Source organism: Streptomyces sp. NPDC013455, from assembly GCF_040632975.1.
Classification (GTDB): Bacteria; Actinomycetota; Actinomycetes; order Streptomycetales; family Streptomycetaceae; genus Streptomyces.
In genome coordinates, this window is record NZ_JBEYCX010000013.1 from 76212 (window position 1) to 90481 (window position 14270).

General features: G+C 72.2%; 15 protein-coding genes and 1 tRNA gene. 5 read left to right on the forward strand and 11 right to left on the reverse strand.

Annotation, left to right across the window (positions count from 1 at the left end):
- Nucleotides 1–71: 71 nt before the first annotated feature.
- The 3 genes from ABZ576_RS21445 to ABZ576_RS21455 all read right to left on the reverse strand — a co-directional run bounded on the left by ABZ576_RS21445 (nucleotide 72) and on the right by ABZ576_RS21455 (nucleotide 2808).
- Nucleotides 72–1076 carry an AraC family transcriptional regulator gene (locus tag ABZ576_RS21445; protein WP_360742887.1) on the reverse strand — a complete coding sequence of 335 codons (1005 nt, stop codon included), beginning with the start codon at nucleotides 1074–1076 and terminating at the stop codon, nucleotides 72–74.
- Between the two features lie 186 nt (nucleotides 1077–1262).
- A tRNA-Pro gene (locus ABZ576_RS21450) sits at nucleotides 1263–1336 on the reverse strand.
- Between the two features lie 44 nt (nucleotides 1337–1380).
- Nucleotides 1381–2808, reverse strand: a complete 1428-nt coding sequence (locus ABZ576_RS21455) for an MFS transporter (RefSeq protein WP_360742890.1) — start codon at nucleotides 2806–2808, stop codon at nucleotides 1381–1383.
- Between the two features lie 323 nt (nucleotides 2809–3131).
- Here ABZ576_RS21455 and ABZ576_RS21460 point away from each other — a divergent pair, with 323 nt between their 5' ends.
- Nucleotides 3132–3710, forward strand: a complete 579-nt coding sequence (locus tag ABZ576_RS21460) for a helix-turn-helix domain-containing protein (RefSeq protein WP_360742893.1) — start codon at nucleotides 3132–3134, stop codon at nucleotides 3708–3710.
- Between the two features lie 63 nt (nucleotides 3711–3773).
- On the opposite strand, the gene ABZ576_RS21465 is transcribed toward ABZ576_RS21460, so the two are convergent.
- Nucleotides 3774–4289 (reverse strand): hypothetical protein, encoded by a 516-nt coding sequence (locus ABZ576_RS21465; RefSeq protein ID WP_360743366.1) that lies wholly within the window; start codon nucleotides 4287–4289, stop codon nucleotides 3774–3776.
- 154 nt (nucleotides 4290–4443) lie between these two features.
- Between ABZ576_RS21465 and ABZ576_RS21470 the strand changes: the two genes are divergently transcribed.
- Together ABZ576_RS21470 and ABZ576_RS21475 are read left to right on the forward strand one after the other, a co-directional pair.
- The gene (locus tag ABZ576_RS21470) at nucleotides 4444–4788 is read left to right on the forward strand and encodes a cupin domain-containing protein (RefSeq protein WP_360742896.1); all 345 of its coding nucleotides are present in this window, start codon (nucleotides 4444–4446) and stop codon (nucleotides 4786–4788) included.
- Between the two features lie 191 nt (nucleotides 4789–4979).
- Nucleotides 4980–6149 (forward strand): Gfo/Idh/MocA family oxidoreductase, encoded by a 1170-nt coding sequence (locus ABZ576_RS21475; RefSeq protein WP_360742899.1) that lies wholly within the window; start codon nucleotides 4980–4982, stop codon nucleotides 6147–6149.
- On the opposite strand, the gene ABZ576_RS21480 is transcribed toward ABZ576_RS21475, so the two are convergent.
- The gene (locus ABZ576_RS21480) at nucleotides 6121–7143 is read right to left on the reverse strand and encodes a LacI family DNA-binding transcriptional regulator (protein ID WP_360742902.1); all 1023 of its coding nucleotides are present in this window, start codon (nucleotides 7141–7143) and stop codon (nucleotides 6121–6123) included. The two genes, ABZ576_RS21475 and ABZ576_RS21480, sit on opposite strands and share 29 nt — an antisense overlap.
- Before the next feature lie 186 nt (nucleotides 7144–7329).
- Here ABZ576_RS21480 and ABZ576_RS21485 point away from each other — a divergent pair, with 186 nt between their 5' ends.
- Nucleotides 7330–8334: a Gfo/Idh/MocA family oxidoreductase gene (locus tag ABZ576_RS21485; RefSeq protein ID WP_360742905.1), complete on the forward strand. Its 1005-nt coding sequence runs from the start codon at nucleotides 7330–7332 to the stop codon at nucleotides 8332–8334.
- An 87-nt stretch (nucleotides 8335–8421) separates the two neighbouring features.
- On the opposite strand, the gene ABZ576_RS21490 is transcribed toward ABZ576_RS21485, so the two are convergent.
- The 6 genes from ABZ576_RS21490 to ABZ576_RS21515 form a co-directional block, all read right to left on the reverse strand.
- The gene (locus tag ABZ576_RS21490; RefSeq protein WP_360742908.1) at nucleotides 8422–8616 is read right to left on the reverse strand and encodes a hypothetical protein; all 195 of its coding nucleotides are present in this window, start codon (nucleotides 8614–8616) and stop codon (nucleotides 8422–8424) included.
- Nucleotides 8617–8783: 167 nt separating this feature from the next.
- The gene (locus ABZ576_RS21495) at nucleotides 8784–9686 is read right to left on the reverse strand and encodes a sugar phosphate isomerase/epimerase (RefSeq protein ID WP_360742911.1); all 903 of its coding nucleotides are present in this window, start codon (nucleotides 9684–9686) and stop codon (nucleotides 8784–8786) included.
- Nucleotides 9687–9688: 2 nt separating this feature from the next.
- Entirely contained in the window at nucleotides 9689–10600 is a 912-nt protein-coding gene (locus ABZ576_RS21500; protein WP_360742914.1) for an ATP-binding cassette domain-containing protein, read from the reverse strand.
- Between the two features lie 3 nt (nucleotides 10601–10603).
- Nucleotides 10604–11680 (reverse strand): ABC transporter permease, encoded by a 1077-nt coding sequence (locus tag ABZ576_RS21505; protein ID WP_360742917.1) that lies wholly within the window; start codon nucleotides 11678–11680, stop codon nucleotides 10604–10606.
- Complete coding sequence (locus ABZ576_RS21510) at nucleotides 11680–12699, reverse strand: sugar ABC transporter substrate-binding protein (protein ID WP_360742920.1); 1020 nt, start codon at nucleotides 12697–12699, stop codon at nucleotides 11680–11682. Before ABZ576_RS21510 ends, ABZ576_RS21505 begins: the two co-directional genes overlap by 1 nt.
- Before the next feature lie 340 nt (nucleotides 12700–13039).
- Nucleotides 13040–13363, reverse strand: coding sequence for a CU044_2847 family protein (locus tag ABZ576_RS21515; protein WP_360742923.1), 324 nt, complete (start codon nucleotides 13361–13363; stop codon nucleotides 13040–13042).
- A 145-nt stretch (nucleotides 13364–13508) separates the two neighbouring features.
- On the opposite strand from ABZ576_RS21515, the gene ABZ576_RS21520 reads away from it, so the two are divergent.
- Entirely contained in the window at nucleotides 13509–14216 is a 708-nt protein-coding gene (locus ABZ576_RS21520) for a hypothetical protein (RefSeq protein WP_360742925.1), read from the forward strand.
- Nucleotides 14217–14270: the final 54 nt, after the last annotated feature.

Sequence of the window (14270 nt, forward strand, 5' to 3'; positions counted from 1 at the left end):
CGGCGCCGTGGGCGGTGCCGGTGGGGCGGGGCGGCACGCAGGCCGCCCGCGGGCCCGCTCGGTGCCGTGCCTCAGCTTCGCCCGGGCAGGGCCTGCCACCGGTACTCGCGCGGCGAGAGCCCGTAGGCGGCCCGGAAGGCGCGGGTGAAGCCGGAGGCGCGCGGCATGCCCCAGCGGGCCGCGATCTCGTGGATGGGCAGGGTGCGCAGTGCGGGGTCCGCCAGGTCGGACCGGGCCTTCTCCAGCCGCTGGGAGCGGATCCAGGCGGCGACCGTCTCGCCCTGGGACTGCCGGGTGAACAGGCGGTGCAGGTGGCTGAGGGAGATGTGGTGGGCGGCGGCTATGGTGCCGGGGGTCAGCCCCGGGTCCGGCAGGTTCTGCCGGATGAACGTCCGGACGTGCCGGACCAGCACCTGGTCCCGGGTCTCCGGCGGCAGGGCGGACTCGGCCTCCAGGCGGTGCGCGAAGAGGGCGGAGACCAGGTCGAGGGTGACCGTGCCCAGGCGGGAGGCGTCGTTCGGCCCGAAGCCGCCGGCGTGCCGGTGCAGTCCGGTGAGGAAGTCCGCCAGCAGGGCCCCCGTGCCGTCCCGCACCGACAGCCCGCGCCCCAGCAGCCGCTCCATCCGCTGCGGCGGCAGGGGCAGCAGCGACCCGGGGAGGTCCACGCCCACGCCCGCGACGACGCCCGGCCGCCCGTCGGCCGCGGATCCGGAGGCGTACGCCTGGGATGCGCACGGCTGTCGGCTCGAGTCCACCAGGAGGCCGCTCGCGCCGACCGTGGCCGTCTCTCCGCGGTCCCCGGTCAGCGTCAGGCTCCCCTCGGTCACCAGTGACAAGTGGTAGAGCCCGGGGTCCGCCTGACGCACCCTTCGCGCAGTACGGCGGAAGCGTGCGGGCAGGAAGGACGTCCGCCACACCGTCACCGGTCCCAGTTCCATCAGCTGTAACTCCGCACGGAAGTCGGCGGCATGGGGGCTGGTCGTCTCGTTCGCGCGAGTCTGGCCGATCAGTTCCCGCCAGCGGTCGAACCGCTCACCGGCGGGGACGTCCTCGCCGCGGAACTCGGTCACGATCACTGCAACGTTCCCCCGTCATCCTCGAGTGGGCCCGATCCCGGGGACGGGCCCCGCCTTCCCCCCGAGGGGCGATCACGGCCCCCCGCTCATGGACGCTACCTGCCGGGGCGACAGCGGCTTACGAAAACGACCGAAGGGCCGCCTCAGATGTCCTCTGAAACGGCCCCTGACCTGCGACTCTTCGAGTCGGGACGACAGGATTTGAACCTGCGACCCCTTGACCCCCAGTCAAGTGCGCTACCAAGCTGCGCCACGTCCCGCCGCGGTCCCACGCGGGTGTCCCGCGTGATCACGCAGGTCAACCCTACCGCACCCGCGCGGGTGTCCTGGTCGCCTCCGGCTCGGCGGTGCCGAGCGGGCGGGCGGGGCGCTGGGCGGGGACGAGGAGCGCGGCGCCGGCCGCGGCCAGGCAGAGCACCGCGAGCAGGGCCCAGCCATGGGTGTAGCCGGAGGCGTACGGCAGGCCCGAGGGCTGGAGCCGGCCGGTGACCAGGACGCTGGTGAGCGCGGCGCCGATGGACCCGCCGATGGTGCGGATGTTGGCGTTCATGCCGGTGGCGGCGCCAGTCTGCTCGGCCGGGACGCTGCCCACGATGAGGTTGGCCATCGAGGCGAAGGCCAGTCCGATACCGAGCCCGAAGAGCCCCGCGACCACGGCGATCTGCCACCGCTCGTCGTGCCAGAGGGTGAGGAGGCCGCAGGCCAGCGCGCCGAGCGCGGCGCCCGTGGTGAGCAGCGCCTTGGCGCCGACGCGGGGCTCCAGGCGGCCCGAGAGGATGCCGGAGAGGAACATCGCGACCAGCATCGGCAGCAGGAGCAGTCCGGACGCGGTGACGCTGGCGCCGAAGCCGTAGCCGGCCGTGGACGGCGTCTGGAGGAAGCCGGGCAGGAAGGACCAGATCGCGTACATGCCGGCGCCGAAGAGCAGGGCGGCCGCGTTGGTCGTCCACACCGCGGGCAGCCGCATCACGCGCAGGTCGATCAGCGGCGAACCGGAGCGGGCCTCGGTCACCAGCCACACCGCGAACAGGACGGCGGCGGCCGCGAACAGGCCGAGGACCTTCGGCGAGCCCCAGCCCCACTGCCCGGCCTGGCTCAGCGGCAGCAGCAGCGCCACCAGCCAGGCGGAGAGCAGCCCGGCACCCGCCCAACTGACCTTGCCCTGCGCACGCTTGGGCGACTCCGGTACACAGCGCAGGGCGATCAGCGCGGTGGCGGCGACGACGGCGACCGGTATCCAGAACAGCCACCGGTAGTCGAGCGCCGAGACGATCGGGCCGGCGGCCACGATGCCCACACCGCCACCCGCGGCGATCACCGCGGAGAGGTTGCCGATGCTGCCGCCGACCTCGGCCGGGGCGAACTCGTCCCGGATGATGCCGAAGGAGAGCGGGAACAGCGCGCCGCCGACACCCTGGACGACCCGGGCGAGGATGAGCACGCCGATGTCGGGGGCGAGCGCGGCGATCAGGCAGCCCGCGAGGACGGTCACCAGGACGGCGACGAGGGTGCGTTTCTTGCCGACGAGGTCGCCGACCCGGCCGAGGATCGGGGTGAAGACCGAGGCGGACAGCAGGTAGGCCGTCATCACCCAGGTCGCGGTCGACTGGGAGGTGTGCAGCGCGTGCTGGACGGTCGGCAGGGCCGGCGCGATCAGCGACTGGAGCATGGCGAACACGCCGGCACCGGTCGCGAGGACCGCGAAGGTGAGGCGGGTGGACGTGCGGGGCATGGAGGGGGCCTCTCCGGAATCGGGGACGGAGGGTCGAGCGCGCCAGGGGCTGGGCCGGACGGGCCGTGCGGGGTCGCAGGGGCCCGAGGACGGTCGCAGGGGCCGTGCACAGCCGTACGGGGCGTGCGTAGCTGTACGGGCGGGCACGGTCCTGCGGCCGTACACGGCCGTGGTGCGAGGTGCATGGTGCGAGGTGCGGGGGCGGCGGCGCGGGCCGCGTCCGGCCACGGCGGGGCCACCCCTCACTGCTAAAGTGGAGGTACCCCTCCACTGTAGCGGAGGCATACCTCCGGTTCAATCGAGATCCTCCCCGGGAGGCAGCAGTGACGGCCACGCCGTTCCCCGTCAGCGAGATCGTCGCGACCCGCCGGCCGCACCGGAAGGACGCCGCCCGCAACTACGACGCCCTGCTCGCCGCCGCCCGCGAGGCGTTCGCCGAGCACGGCGCCGAGGCGGCCCTGGAGGACATCGCCCGCCGCGCGGGGGTCGGCATCGGCACCCTGTACCGCAACTTCCCGACCCGCCGCGACCTGTTCGAGACCGTCTACGCGGACGAGGTCAACACCCTGTGCCGGGCGGCCGGGGACCTCGCGGACCGGGAGCCGTGGGAGGCGCTGACGGCCTGGCTCGACCGGTTCGCCGGGTACATGGTCACCAAACGGGCGGTACGGGAGGCCCTGGACGGCGAGTCGGACATCTTCCAGGCGTGCCGTGACTCGATGTACGCGGCCGGCGGCCCGCTGCTGGAGCGCGCGCAGCGGGCCGGCGTCGCCCGGGCGGACATGGGCTTCGGGGACCTGCTGCGGATGGTCGCCGGGATCACGGCGACGGCGTACGAGGACAGCGCCCAGCGGGACCGGGTCCTCGCGATCGCGCTGGACGGCGTCCGAACCGTCCGCTGACGGCGCCCGCACCGCCCGCCGACGGCGCCCGCACCGCTCGCTGGGGGCTCGCGCGCCGGGTGCTCACTTGATCAGCGCGTTCGCCACCACCACGACCATCCCCAGCAGTGCGTCCCCCAGTCCGACGAGGACGGCGGCCGGCCAGCTCCGCGCCGACCAGCGGGCGGTGACCAGGCCGAGCCCGAACAGCAGCGCGATGTTCAGGGCGAAGGCGGCGTACTCGACGCCCTTCGCGGGCCACCACCCCCAGCGCGCCCCCGCGAGCAGGAACACCGTGGGCAGCACGGCCGTGACCAGCGGCCACTCGTTGCGCAGGGCGGGCAGGATGTCCCGTCGGCGGTGCGGGACCCGCTCGGCGATGTAGTGGGCGTAGCCGTGGGCGAGGGCGGACGCGCACGCGGTCACCAGTACCCAGGCCGCGTCGTAGCCGCGGACGTCGGCGGACGTGTGTCCGTACTGGGTGAGCGCCGCGACCATCGAGCTGGCGAGGACGGCGCCGTACACCCCGCCGAACAGGACGACCTCGCGCGCGTCGTGCCGGCGGGGCGGTGCCGCGCGGTCCGCCGTGGAGTCGGCCATGTTGTCGGCCATGTTCTCGGCCATGTCCCCACGATCACCCGGGCCCGGCGCCCCCGCCAGTCCGCGCGGCCCGACGAAGTGTCCTCCGGCCAGTCCCGATGCCGCACACACTGTCCACGGCGGCACGGCTCGCGCGCCGACTAGGGTCGGCCGCATGACGCACAGCTTCGCGCTCCACATCCCCGACGCCGACCTCGAACCCGAGCCCCTGGACCCGGCGCAGATCGTCTCCGGGAGCCCGGAGGTCACCGGAAAGGTGGTCTGGGAGTCGCCGGACGGGCGGCACCTCCGCGGGATCTGGCAGATCACCCCGGGCGTGGTCACCGACACCGAGGCGGACGAGCTGTTCGTGGTGATCAGCGGCTCGGCGACCATCGAGGTCGAGGACGGGCCGACGCTGACGGTCGGGCCGGGCGACATGGCGGTGCTGCGCGCCGGCGACCGTACCCGCTGGACGGTGCACGAGACGCTGCGCAAGGCGTACGCGATCACCCTCTGACCACCCTCTGGCCCAGAGCGGGCGCGCCGTGCCGGGGCCCGGTGCGGGCAGCGCCGGGTGCTCGCGCCCTCCAAGGGTTGACAGCCTCGCCATGTCCGGACAAAGGTGGCCTGCGCTCGGACGCACCGGTCCGGTCCGCGGTCCACGCACGCGTCCGGGCGCACCGTCCGAACGCTGCAGGAGAGGCTGCCATGGTGGAAGCGCTGGGTGTCGCCGTCGTCGGGTTCGGCTGGATGGGCCGGGTGCACACCCAGGCGTACGCCCGGCTCCCGCACCACTATCCGCACCTCCCGCTGCGTCCCCGGCTGGTCACCGTCGCCGAGGAGGTGCCCGGGCGGGCCGAGGAGGCCGCCGAACGGTTCGGGTTCGCCTCCGCGACCCGGGACTGGCGGGAGGTGGCCGCCGACCCGCGCGTGCGGGCCGTGAGCGTCACCGCGCCGAACTTCCTGCACCGGGAGATCGGCGTGGCGATGGCCGAGGCCGGCAAACACCTGTGGATCGAGAAGCCGGTGGGGCTGACCGCCCAGGACGCCCGCGCGGTCGCGGACGCGGCCGCCGGGGCGGGTGTGCAGGGCACCGTCGGCTTCAACTACCGCAACGCGCCCGCCGTGGAGGCCGCCCGCGAGCTGATCGCCTCCGGCGGCATCGGCACCGTCACCCACGTGCGCATCCGCCTCTTCAGCGACTACGCGGCCCACCCGGACTCGGCCCTGACCTGGCGCTACGAGCGCGAGCGCGGCGGCAGCGGGGTGCTCGGCGACCTGGCCTCGCACGGCGCCGACCTGGCCCGGTTCCTGCTGGGCGACATCGCCGCCCTCACCGCCGACACCGCGATCTTCCTCCCGGAACGCGCCCGCCCGGCCGGCGCGACGGCCGGCCACGCCCTGGCCGCCGGCGGCGCGCCCGGCCCGGTCGAGAACGAGGACTACGTCAGCTGCCTGCTGCGCTTCGCCTCCGGCGCCCGCGGGGTCCTGGAGGCCTGCCGGGTCTCGGTCGGCGAGCAGAACAACTACGGCTTCGAGGTACACGGCACCAAGGGGGCGGTGTTCTGGGACTTCCGCCGGATGAACGAACTGGGCGTGAGCAGCGGTACGGCCTACCAGGACCAGCCGGTCAGCACGGTCTACGTCGGCCCGGGCGCCGGCGAGTTCGCCGCGTTCCAGCCGGGCGCGGCCAACGCGATGGGCTACGACGACCTGAAGGTGATCGAGGCCTACCGCTTCGTACGCTCCATCGCCGAGGGCACGCCGTACGGCACCACCCTCGCGGACGCGGTGCACAGCGCGACCGTGCTGGACGCGATGACGGAGTCGGCGCGGACCGGCGCGTGGGTCAGCCTCCCGGCATGTTGTACGGGGTGACCACCTGGATCGCCGACGGCAGCACCGGCCCGGCGGGCGGCAGCGCGCCGTGGCTGCGCATCACCTCGCGGCACGCCTCGCGCAGATCGTGCCGCAGGTCGTGGTGGAGCACGGCGGAGAGCCGGTGCGCGCGCAGCAGGCGGGTGTTGTCGTGGTCCAGGTCGTGCGCGATGAACACGGCGCACTCGCGGCCGAGGTCGGCGAACGCACGCAGGGTGGCGTTGTTCCCGCCGCCGATGGAGTACACCGCGCGGATCTCCGGGTCGCGTTCCAGGGCGGCGCGGACCAGGTCGTACTGGGTGGCGTCCAGGCCCTGGCCCCCGGCGGTCTCCACCAGCGCGCGTCCGGGATGGCGGGCGCGCATGACACCGCGGAACCCCATCTCGCGCTCCTCCTCGTTGCGGAAGAAGCCGCTGCTGAGGCTGGTGAGGACGTTGCCGGGCCGGTCGCCGAGCCACTGGCCCAGGAGGTACGCGGCGGTCGCGCCGGCCGCCCGGTTGTCGATGCCGACGTAGGCCAGGCGTCCGCTCGCGGGCAGGTCGGTGACGAGGGTGACGACCGGGACGCCGGCGGCGGTGAGCCGGCCGACGGCCGCCGTGACCTCGGGGACGTCCGGCGCCTTGAGGATCACCCCCTGCGTCCCGCGCCGGGCTGTCCGGTCCAGCGTGCGGACCAGTTCCTGGACCGGTCCGGTCTCACGGAAGTGGAAGCGGCAGCGGACCACCGCCGGGTGCAGCGCGGGCAGTTCCGCCTCCAGGGCGGCGCGTACGGCGGTGGTGAACCGCTCCGGAGCCTGCGCCACGATGTCGACCATGAAGGTGCGGCCGACCAGCCGGACCTGGGTGCGCTGCCGGTCGAGGTCGGCGATGGCCCGGCGCACCTCCTGCGCGGTGCTCTCCCGCACCCCTCCCCTGCCGTTCAGCACCCGGTCCACGGTCGCCTCGCTGAGACCGGCCTGACGTGCGATCTCCCGGATCGGGAACGGATGGCCCATGGACCGGCTCCTTGAGGGGTTTTTGATGGCTCTCTGCTGGTTGTTCGAGGTGTTTGTACTGACAAGAATGGCAGGGCCGCGCCGCATCGGCGGTCTGCGCATCGGCCGGACCGGCTCGGAGGGCGGGGATGCACCCGGCGGACCTTCCACTGCGCCGGCGACGACCAACCCTAGGAGCAGCACCCCATGCGTATCGGAATCCTCGGCCTCGGCCGCATCGGCGCCTTCCACGCAGAGACCCTCTCCGGCCTCGACGCCGTCGGGTCGCTCGTCGTCACCGACCCGTTCGCGGACGCGGCCAAGGCCGCCGCCGAGCGGTTCGGGGCCGAGGTCGCCGACTCGCCGGAAGCCCTGCTGGCGGCCGGTGTGGACGGCATCGTGGTGGCGGCCGCCACCGACGCCCACCCCGCCCTGATCCAGGCCGGCGTCGAGGCCGGTGTCCCGGTCTTCTGCGAGAAGCCCGTCGCCGGGACGGTCGAGGAGGGCCTGCGGGTCCTGGAGGCCGTCCGGGACAGCGACGTGCCGGTCCAGATCGGGTACAACCGGCGCTTCGACGCGGGCTTCACCGCCGCGCGGGCCGCCGTGCGCTCCGGCGAGCTCGGCACACTGCACACGGTCCGCTCCACGACCCTGGACCCGGCGCCGCCCCCGGCCGCCTATGTCGCCGCGTCCGGCGGCATCTTCCGGGACTGCTCCGTGCACGACTTCGACATCATCCGCTGGGTGACGGGCCGTGAGGTCACCGAGGTGTACGCGGTGGGCGGCAACCGGGGTGCCGACTACATCGGGGCGGCGGGCGACGCCGACACCACGGGCGCGCTCCTGACCCTGGACGACGGCACGATCGCGGTGGTGTCCAACTCCCGTCACAACGGCCGTGGTTACGACGTGCGCATGGAACTCCACGGCTTCGCCGACTCCCTCGCCGTCGGCCTGGACGACAAGCTGCCGCTCCGCTCGGCCGAGCCGGGCGTGGCCTTCCCGGCCGGCACCCCGCACGACTTCTTCATGGACCGCTTCGCCGACGCCTACCGGGCCGAACTGACCGCCTTCACCGAGGTCGTGGCCGGCACCCGCCCCTCTCCGTGCACCGTCGAGGACGCCCTGGAGGCCGGGTGGATCGCCGAGGCGTGCACGCTGTCGCTGCGCGAGCACCGGCCGGTGACGCTCGCGGAGGTGCGGCGGGGCTGAGCCCGCGAGCCGACGCCGGGCCGCGTGCCGGCGCCGGGCCGTGAGGCGGCGCCGGGCCGCGTGCCGGCGCCGTACGCCCGGGCTCTGTCAGCCGCAGTAGCGAATCAGCCACTCGTCCGGGTTGTAGGTGTCCCGTGCCGGATCCGGCAAGGTCGCCGCCCTGGTCTCCACCGTGTCCTCCGGGCGTATCCGCTCGGGCAGCGTGCCGAAGCGGTCGTGGCGCGCGGCGGCCGCGTCGGCCGGGTCCTGGGGCGCCTTGCGAGGTTCCGTGCGGTGTGTCATCTCGTCCTCCCGTCTGCGCGGGCATCCCCCGTCATCGTCCTCAACGCCCGCGTGCCCCCGGAAGGTTCCCGGCCACCGGCCGGCCGAATCCGCTGGGACACCGAAGGAACCGGGCCGCGGTCCGGCGACCACGACCCGGTTCCCCCCCCGGCCCTCGGCTCCGTCCCTCACGCCCCGCAGGAGCGCAGGAAGCGCCGGGTGCGCACGGCGATCGGCAGCGGCTCGTCCGGCTCGCAGGGGTACATGTCCTGCTCCACGATGGCGAACAGGTCCACGCCCAGCCGCTGCGCCGCCTCCAGCACCGGCCCCAGCTCCGGCACCCCGGACGGCGGTTCGCACATCACCCCGCGCTGCACGGCCGGCCCGAACGGCACCTGGTCGGCGACCACTTCGGCAAGGATGGCCGGGTCGACCTGTTTGAGGTGCAGGTAGCCGATCCGCTCGCCGTAGGTCTCGATCAGCTTGACGCTGTCGCCGCCGCAGTAGGCGTAGTGGCCGGTGTCCAGACAGAGGCCGACCAGAGCGGGGTCGGTCGAGTCCAGGAGCCGCTCGACGTGTTCCTCGGTGTCGATGTGGGTGTCGGCGTGCGGGTGCACGACGATGTCCAGGCCGTAGCGCTCCTTCACCTCGCGGCCGAGCCGTTCCATGCCCTCGGCCAGGTGCGCCCACTGCTCGGTGGTCAGCTCGGGCGGCTCCAGGATCTCGGCGGTCTTGTCGTCCCGCCAGAAGGAGGGGATCACCACCAGGTGCTTCGCGCCCATCGCCCGGGTGAGCGCGGCGACCTGGCTGACGTGGGCCCAGGTCTCCGCCCAGACGGCGGGGCCGCGGTGCAGGCCGGTGAAGACGGTGCCCGCCGAGACCTTCAGGTTCCGTTTGGCCACCTCGTCGGTGAGCCGGGCCGGATCGGTGGGGAGGTAGCCGTACGGGCCCAGTTCGATCCAGTCGTAGCCGGCCTCGGCGACCTCGTCGAGGAAGCGTTCCCAGGGCACCTGCCGGGGGTCGTCGGGGAACCAGACGCCCCAGGAGTCGGGGGCCGAGCCCACCCGGATGCGGTCGAGGACGTGGGGCATGGTCAGGAGTTCCCTTCGGGGGAGGTCGCCACGGGTGCGGTGAGGTCGCCCTCCTCGGGCAGTTCCTCGACGTCGACGCCGCGCACCTGGGCCAGTTCGTGCTTGAGCGCGGCCAGTTCGGCGCCGCCGGCCATGTGGTTGGTCAGCTCCTCCAGGCCGACGTCGCCGCGGTCGGCGGACAGTTCCAGGGTGCCGAGGCGCAGCACGCTGAAGTGGTCGCCGACCATATAGGCGTGGTGCGGGTTGTGGGTGATGAAGATGACGCCGAGGCCGCGGTCGCGGGCGGCGGCGATGTACTTCAGGACCACGCCGGACTGCTTCACACCGAGCGCGGCCGTCGGCTCGTCCAGGATGAGGACCCGGGCGCCGAAGTGGACGGCACGGGCGATGGCCACGCTCTGCCGCTGGCCGCCGGAGAGGGTGCCGATGGGCTGCTCCAGGTCGTCCAGGACGATGCCCATGTCGCGCAGTTCGGCGTCGGCGGTCTGCTTCATGCGGGCGATGTCGAGGCGGCGCAGCGGCCAGGGGCCCTTGGTCATCTCCGAGCCGAGGAAGAAGTTCCGCCACACCGGCATCAGGGGGACGGTCGCCAGGTCCTGGTAGACGGTGGCGATGCCCTTGTCCAGTGCCTCGCGCGGGGAGGTGAACCGCACCGGCTCGCCGTCGACGAGGAGCTCGCCCTCGGTGTGCTGGTGCAGCCCGGAGACGATCTTGATGAGGGTGGACTTGCCGGCGCCGTTGTCGCCGAGCACGCAGGTGACCCGGCCGGCGCGGACCTCCAGGTCGACGCCGTGCAGGGCCCGGACGCCACCGTAGGACTTGCCGGCGCCGCGCAGTGCGACGAGGGGGGCATCCTGGGCGGGGGTGCCGTTCCGGCGGACGGCGTCGTGGGTTCCGGTTCGCTTGTCGGTCATGGGTCACCTCCGGGTCGCCGTGCGCTGGACCCATAGATTGATCAGGACGGCGCCGAGGAGCATCACGCCGAGGAAGGCCTTGAACCAGTCCGGGTTCCAGCCGGCGTACACGATGCCCTGCTGCACCATGCCGAACATGAACGCGCCGAAGACGGGACCGATCGCGGAGCCGTAGCCGCCGGTGAGCAGGCAGCCGCCGATGACGGCCGCGGCGATGTAGATCAGCTCCTGGCCGACGCCCTCGCCGGACTGCACGGTGTTGAACGAGAACAGGTTGTGCATGCCGACGAACCACGCGCCGAAGCCGGCCAGCATGAACAGGGTGATCTTGGTGAAGCCCACCGGGACGCCGACCGCGCGGGCGCTGCCCTTGTCGCCGCCGACGGCGAAGATCCAGTTGCCGTACTTGGTGCGCAGGAGCACCCAGGTGGCGAGGGCCGCGAAGACCAGCCACCAGATCACGGTGATCTTCACCTGCACCCCGCCGACGCCGAACGAGGAGGCGAAGACCTTCCTGGCCTGGCCGAAGCCGTCCATGTCGCTGATGTCGTCGGTGGCGACGTTGCCGGTGACCAGCTTGGTCACGGCCAGGTTGGCGCCCTGCAGGATCAGGAAGGTGCCGAGGGTGACCAGGAAGCTGGGCAGCCCGGTCCGCATCACCATCCAGCCGTTGAAGGCACCGATCGCGAGGGACACGACCAGGGCGACGATCACGCCGGTCCACACGTTGAGGCTCAGCTGGTAGCTGAGCATGCTCGCGGTGAGCGCCGAGGAGATGACGGCGACGCCGGAGGAGAGGTCGAACTCGCCGCCGATCATCAGCAGGGCCACCGGGAGGGCCATGATGCCGATGGTCGAGGACTGGTACAGGATGTTCGCCATCGAGCCGCCGTCGCGCACCGGCGGAGCCGCGATCAGGAAGAAGACCAGGACGGCCACGGCGCCGAGGAAGACGCCCACCTCGGGCCGGGCCAGCAGCCTCGGCACCAGCGGGCGCCGGGCGGTGCGGCCGTCGGTCTGCCTGGGGCCGGACGCCGGCGGCCTGCCGACCGCCGGCGTCGACTGCTGGGTCATGCTCATCACCGGGTGCCCTTCGCGGCGAACTCGGCGACCTTGTCGACGTTGGACTTGTCGACGAAGGCCGGGCCGGTGAGCACCGGCTGCTCACCGCCGCCGCTGTAGTTGCCGTTGTTCTCGTAGAGCCACAGCGAGTCGACCGCCAGGTAGCCCTGGAGGTAGGGCTGCTGGTCCACGGCGAACTGGATGGTGCCGTTCCGCACCGCCTTGACCAGTTCCTTGTTGAGGTCGAAGGTGGCCACCTTGGCCTTGCCGCCGGCCTCGCCCACCGACTGGACCGCGGTCAGGGCGATGGGGGCGCCGAGGGTGACGACCGTGTCCACGTCCTCGTCCTGCTTCAGTTTGGCCGTGATCGTGGACTTCACGGACGGCATGTCGGTGCCGTTCACGTACAGGGTGTCGGTGGTGCCCTCGAACGTCTTCCGCACGCCGTCGCAGCGCTGGGTGAGGCCGACGTTGCCCTGTTCCTGGATCACGCAGACGATCTTCTTGGCGCCGGTGGTGTTCAGCTTCCTGCCGAACGCCTCACCCGCCACGCTCTCGTCCTGCCCGAAGAACTCCAGCAGGCCGAGCTTCTTCCAGTCGCTCAGCCCCGAGTTGAGGCCGACCACCGGGATGCCGGCCTGCTTCGCCTTGCCGATCACGCTCCTCAGCGCGCCGGGCTTGGCCAGGGTGACCGCGATGCCGTCGACCTTCCGGTCGATGGCGTTCTGCACGTAGGTGGCCTGGTTGCCCGCGTTGGGGTCGGCGGAGTAGATCAGCTCGATGTTGTCCTTGGCCGCCGCGGCCTGGGCGCCCTTGCGGACGGTGTCCCAGAAGGTGTCGCCGGGCGCCTGGTGGGTGATCAGGGCGACGGTCATGCGGGGGGTGTCGGCCTTGCCCGCGGAGGCGCTCGCCGTTTCCTCCTCGGCCTTCTTGCCGCCGGAACTGCTGGAGCAGCCGGCCAGGGTGAGGGCTGCCGCGGCGGCCAGGGCCACGAGGGGGGCCGGTCTGCGGGAGCGGGGGCGAGACAAGCGGTCCATCTTTCCTGCACCTCACTGTGCGTGCGACGGGGCAAGGGGACGCGTGTGCGTTGGGACGGGATACAAGTCCCTGTCGGGCCCGCTGTCAATACTTTGTTAAGACATCATTTCACAAGCAGGTCCGAATGTAAGGACAAATTGCAGGCACCTCGCGCCCCAGACCTCCGCCTGACGGGCATGGGCCCCTCTGCCGGCCGGAACCCGGACGACCCTTCCACACTGCCCAGTTGGTGGCCGAGACACCCGGCCGGCCCGTCGCCGTGAAAGGCGTCTGGGCCGACCGGTGGGGACGGGCGGCAGCCGCCGGGCACGCCGGAGCCGCCGTCTTACGCGGTCCGGCTCAGGACCTGTTCCAGGTGAGGCTGACTTTCAGCTGAGCCGAGGCGCCTGCGGTCGTGATGACCGCTCCCGCCTTGGCATTCAGTTCGACACCGAATTCCACGAGCAGGACATCGGGGCGCTGCACGAGCCCTTCCATCTGGGCCGCCATGTCCTGGGCCACCGCGCGCACGGCACGGCTGAGGGAGTCGAACGTCGCCTCGGCTTTCCCGATCACCCCGGGAGCCGATCCGCTCCGGGTGATTGCGGGGCTCGGCACCCGCTCGTCGGAGACCCTGACGAGCACGCCGCCACCGTCGTGTAGCGGGAACTCCATAATCGCCATAAGATCTGGATTAGCACGAAATCCCCCACACCGCCAGGTAGTTGACAGTTCTCTCAATTCGGACTGTATGGCACCGCGGGCGAGGGCAGCGGTCGGTGGGCTTCAGCCGTGAGGACCGTGGCTACGCACACGAAGGAGGCGAGCCATGTCACTCGCCCTCGAGATCGTTCTCATCATCATCGGCATTCTCCTGCTGGCCGCCGCACTGATCGGCAGTGGCATTTCCCGGCGCCTGATGACCATTCCGAAGATGCACCGGGCACCGCGCATCGCGCTGGCCATCCTCGGCGTGCTCCTGCTGGCGGGCGGGATGTGGGGCGTGATCACGGAGAGGGAAGAGCCCGGCCCCTCACTGGCGGACCTCAGGACGCGCGTTCCGTCCGCCGTGAAGGCCGAGATGAACTGCTCGGAAGCCGCTGAATCACCTAAGGGCGCGGTGGGACTCGAATGCACCGGCACCGAGGAGAACACCACTCCGGAGCAGGCCTGGTTCACCCTGTTTCCCGACGTCGACTCGATGCAGAAGTACTGGATGAACAAGGCCGGCCCCAGCGACCTGCCGGGAACCGAGTGCACCTCCGTGGACGACTTCCGAAAGGGCGGCAAACAGGAGTGGATCCTCGGTGACCAGTCCGTCACCATGGGCGATCAGGCCTGCTACATGGTCGGGAACACCGCGGTGGCCCTCTACACCGACCGGCGGTACAACATCGTCGTCCTCGCCCAGGTCTCGGACCCCGACCACTACGACGCCTTCCTCAAGTGGATCAACGGCAACGCCTCCGTACTCGAAGGGGATGACAACGAGACCCCCGCCACTCCCTCGCACACCGTGGCCGCAGCGAGGCGTTGACCCGGCCGGAGGGGAGAACGGCGCCATGGCGGCGGACTTCGATTTCGTGCTCGA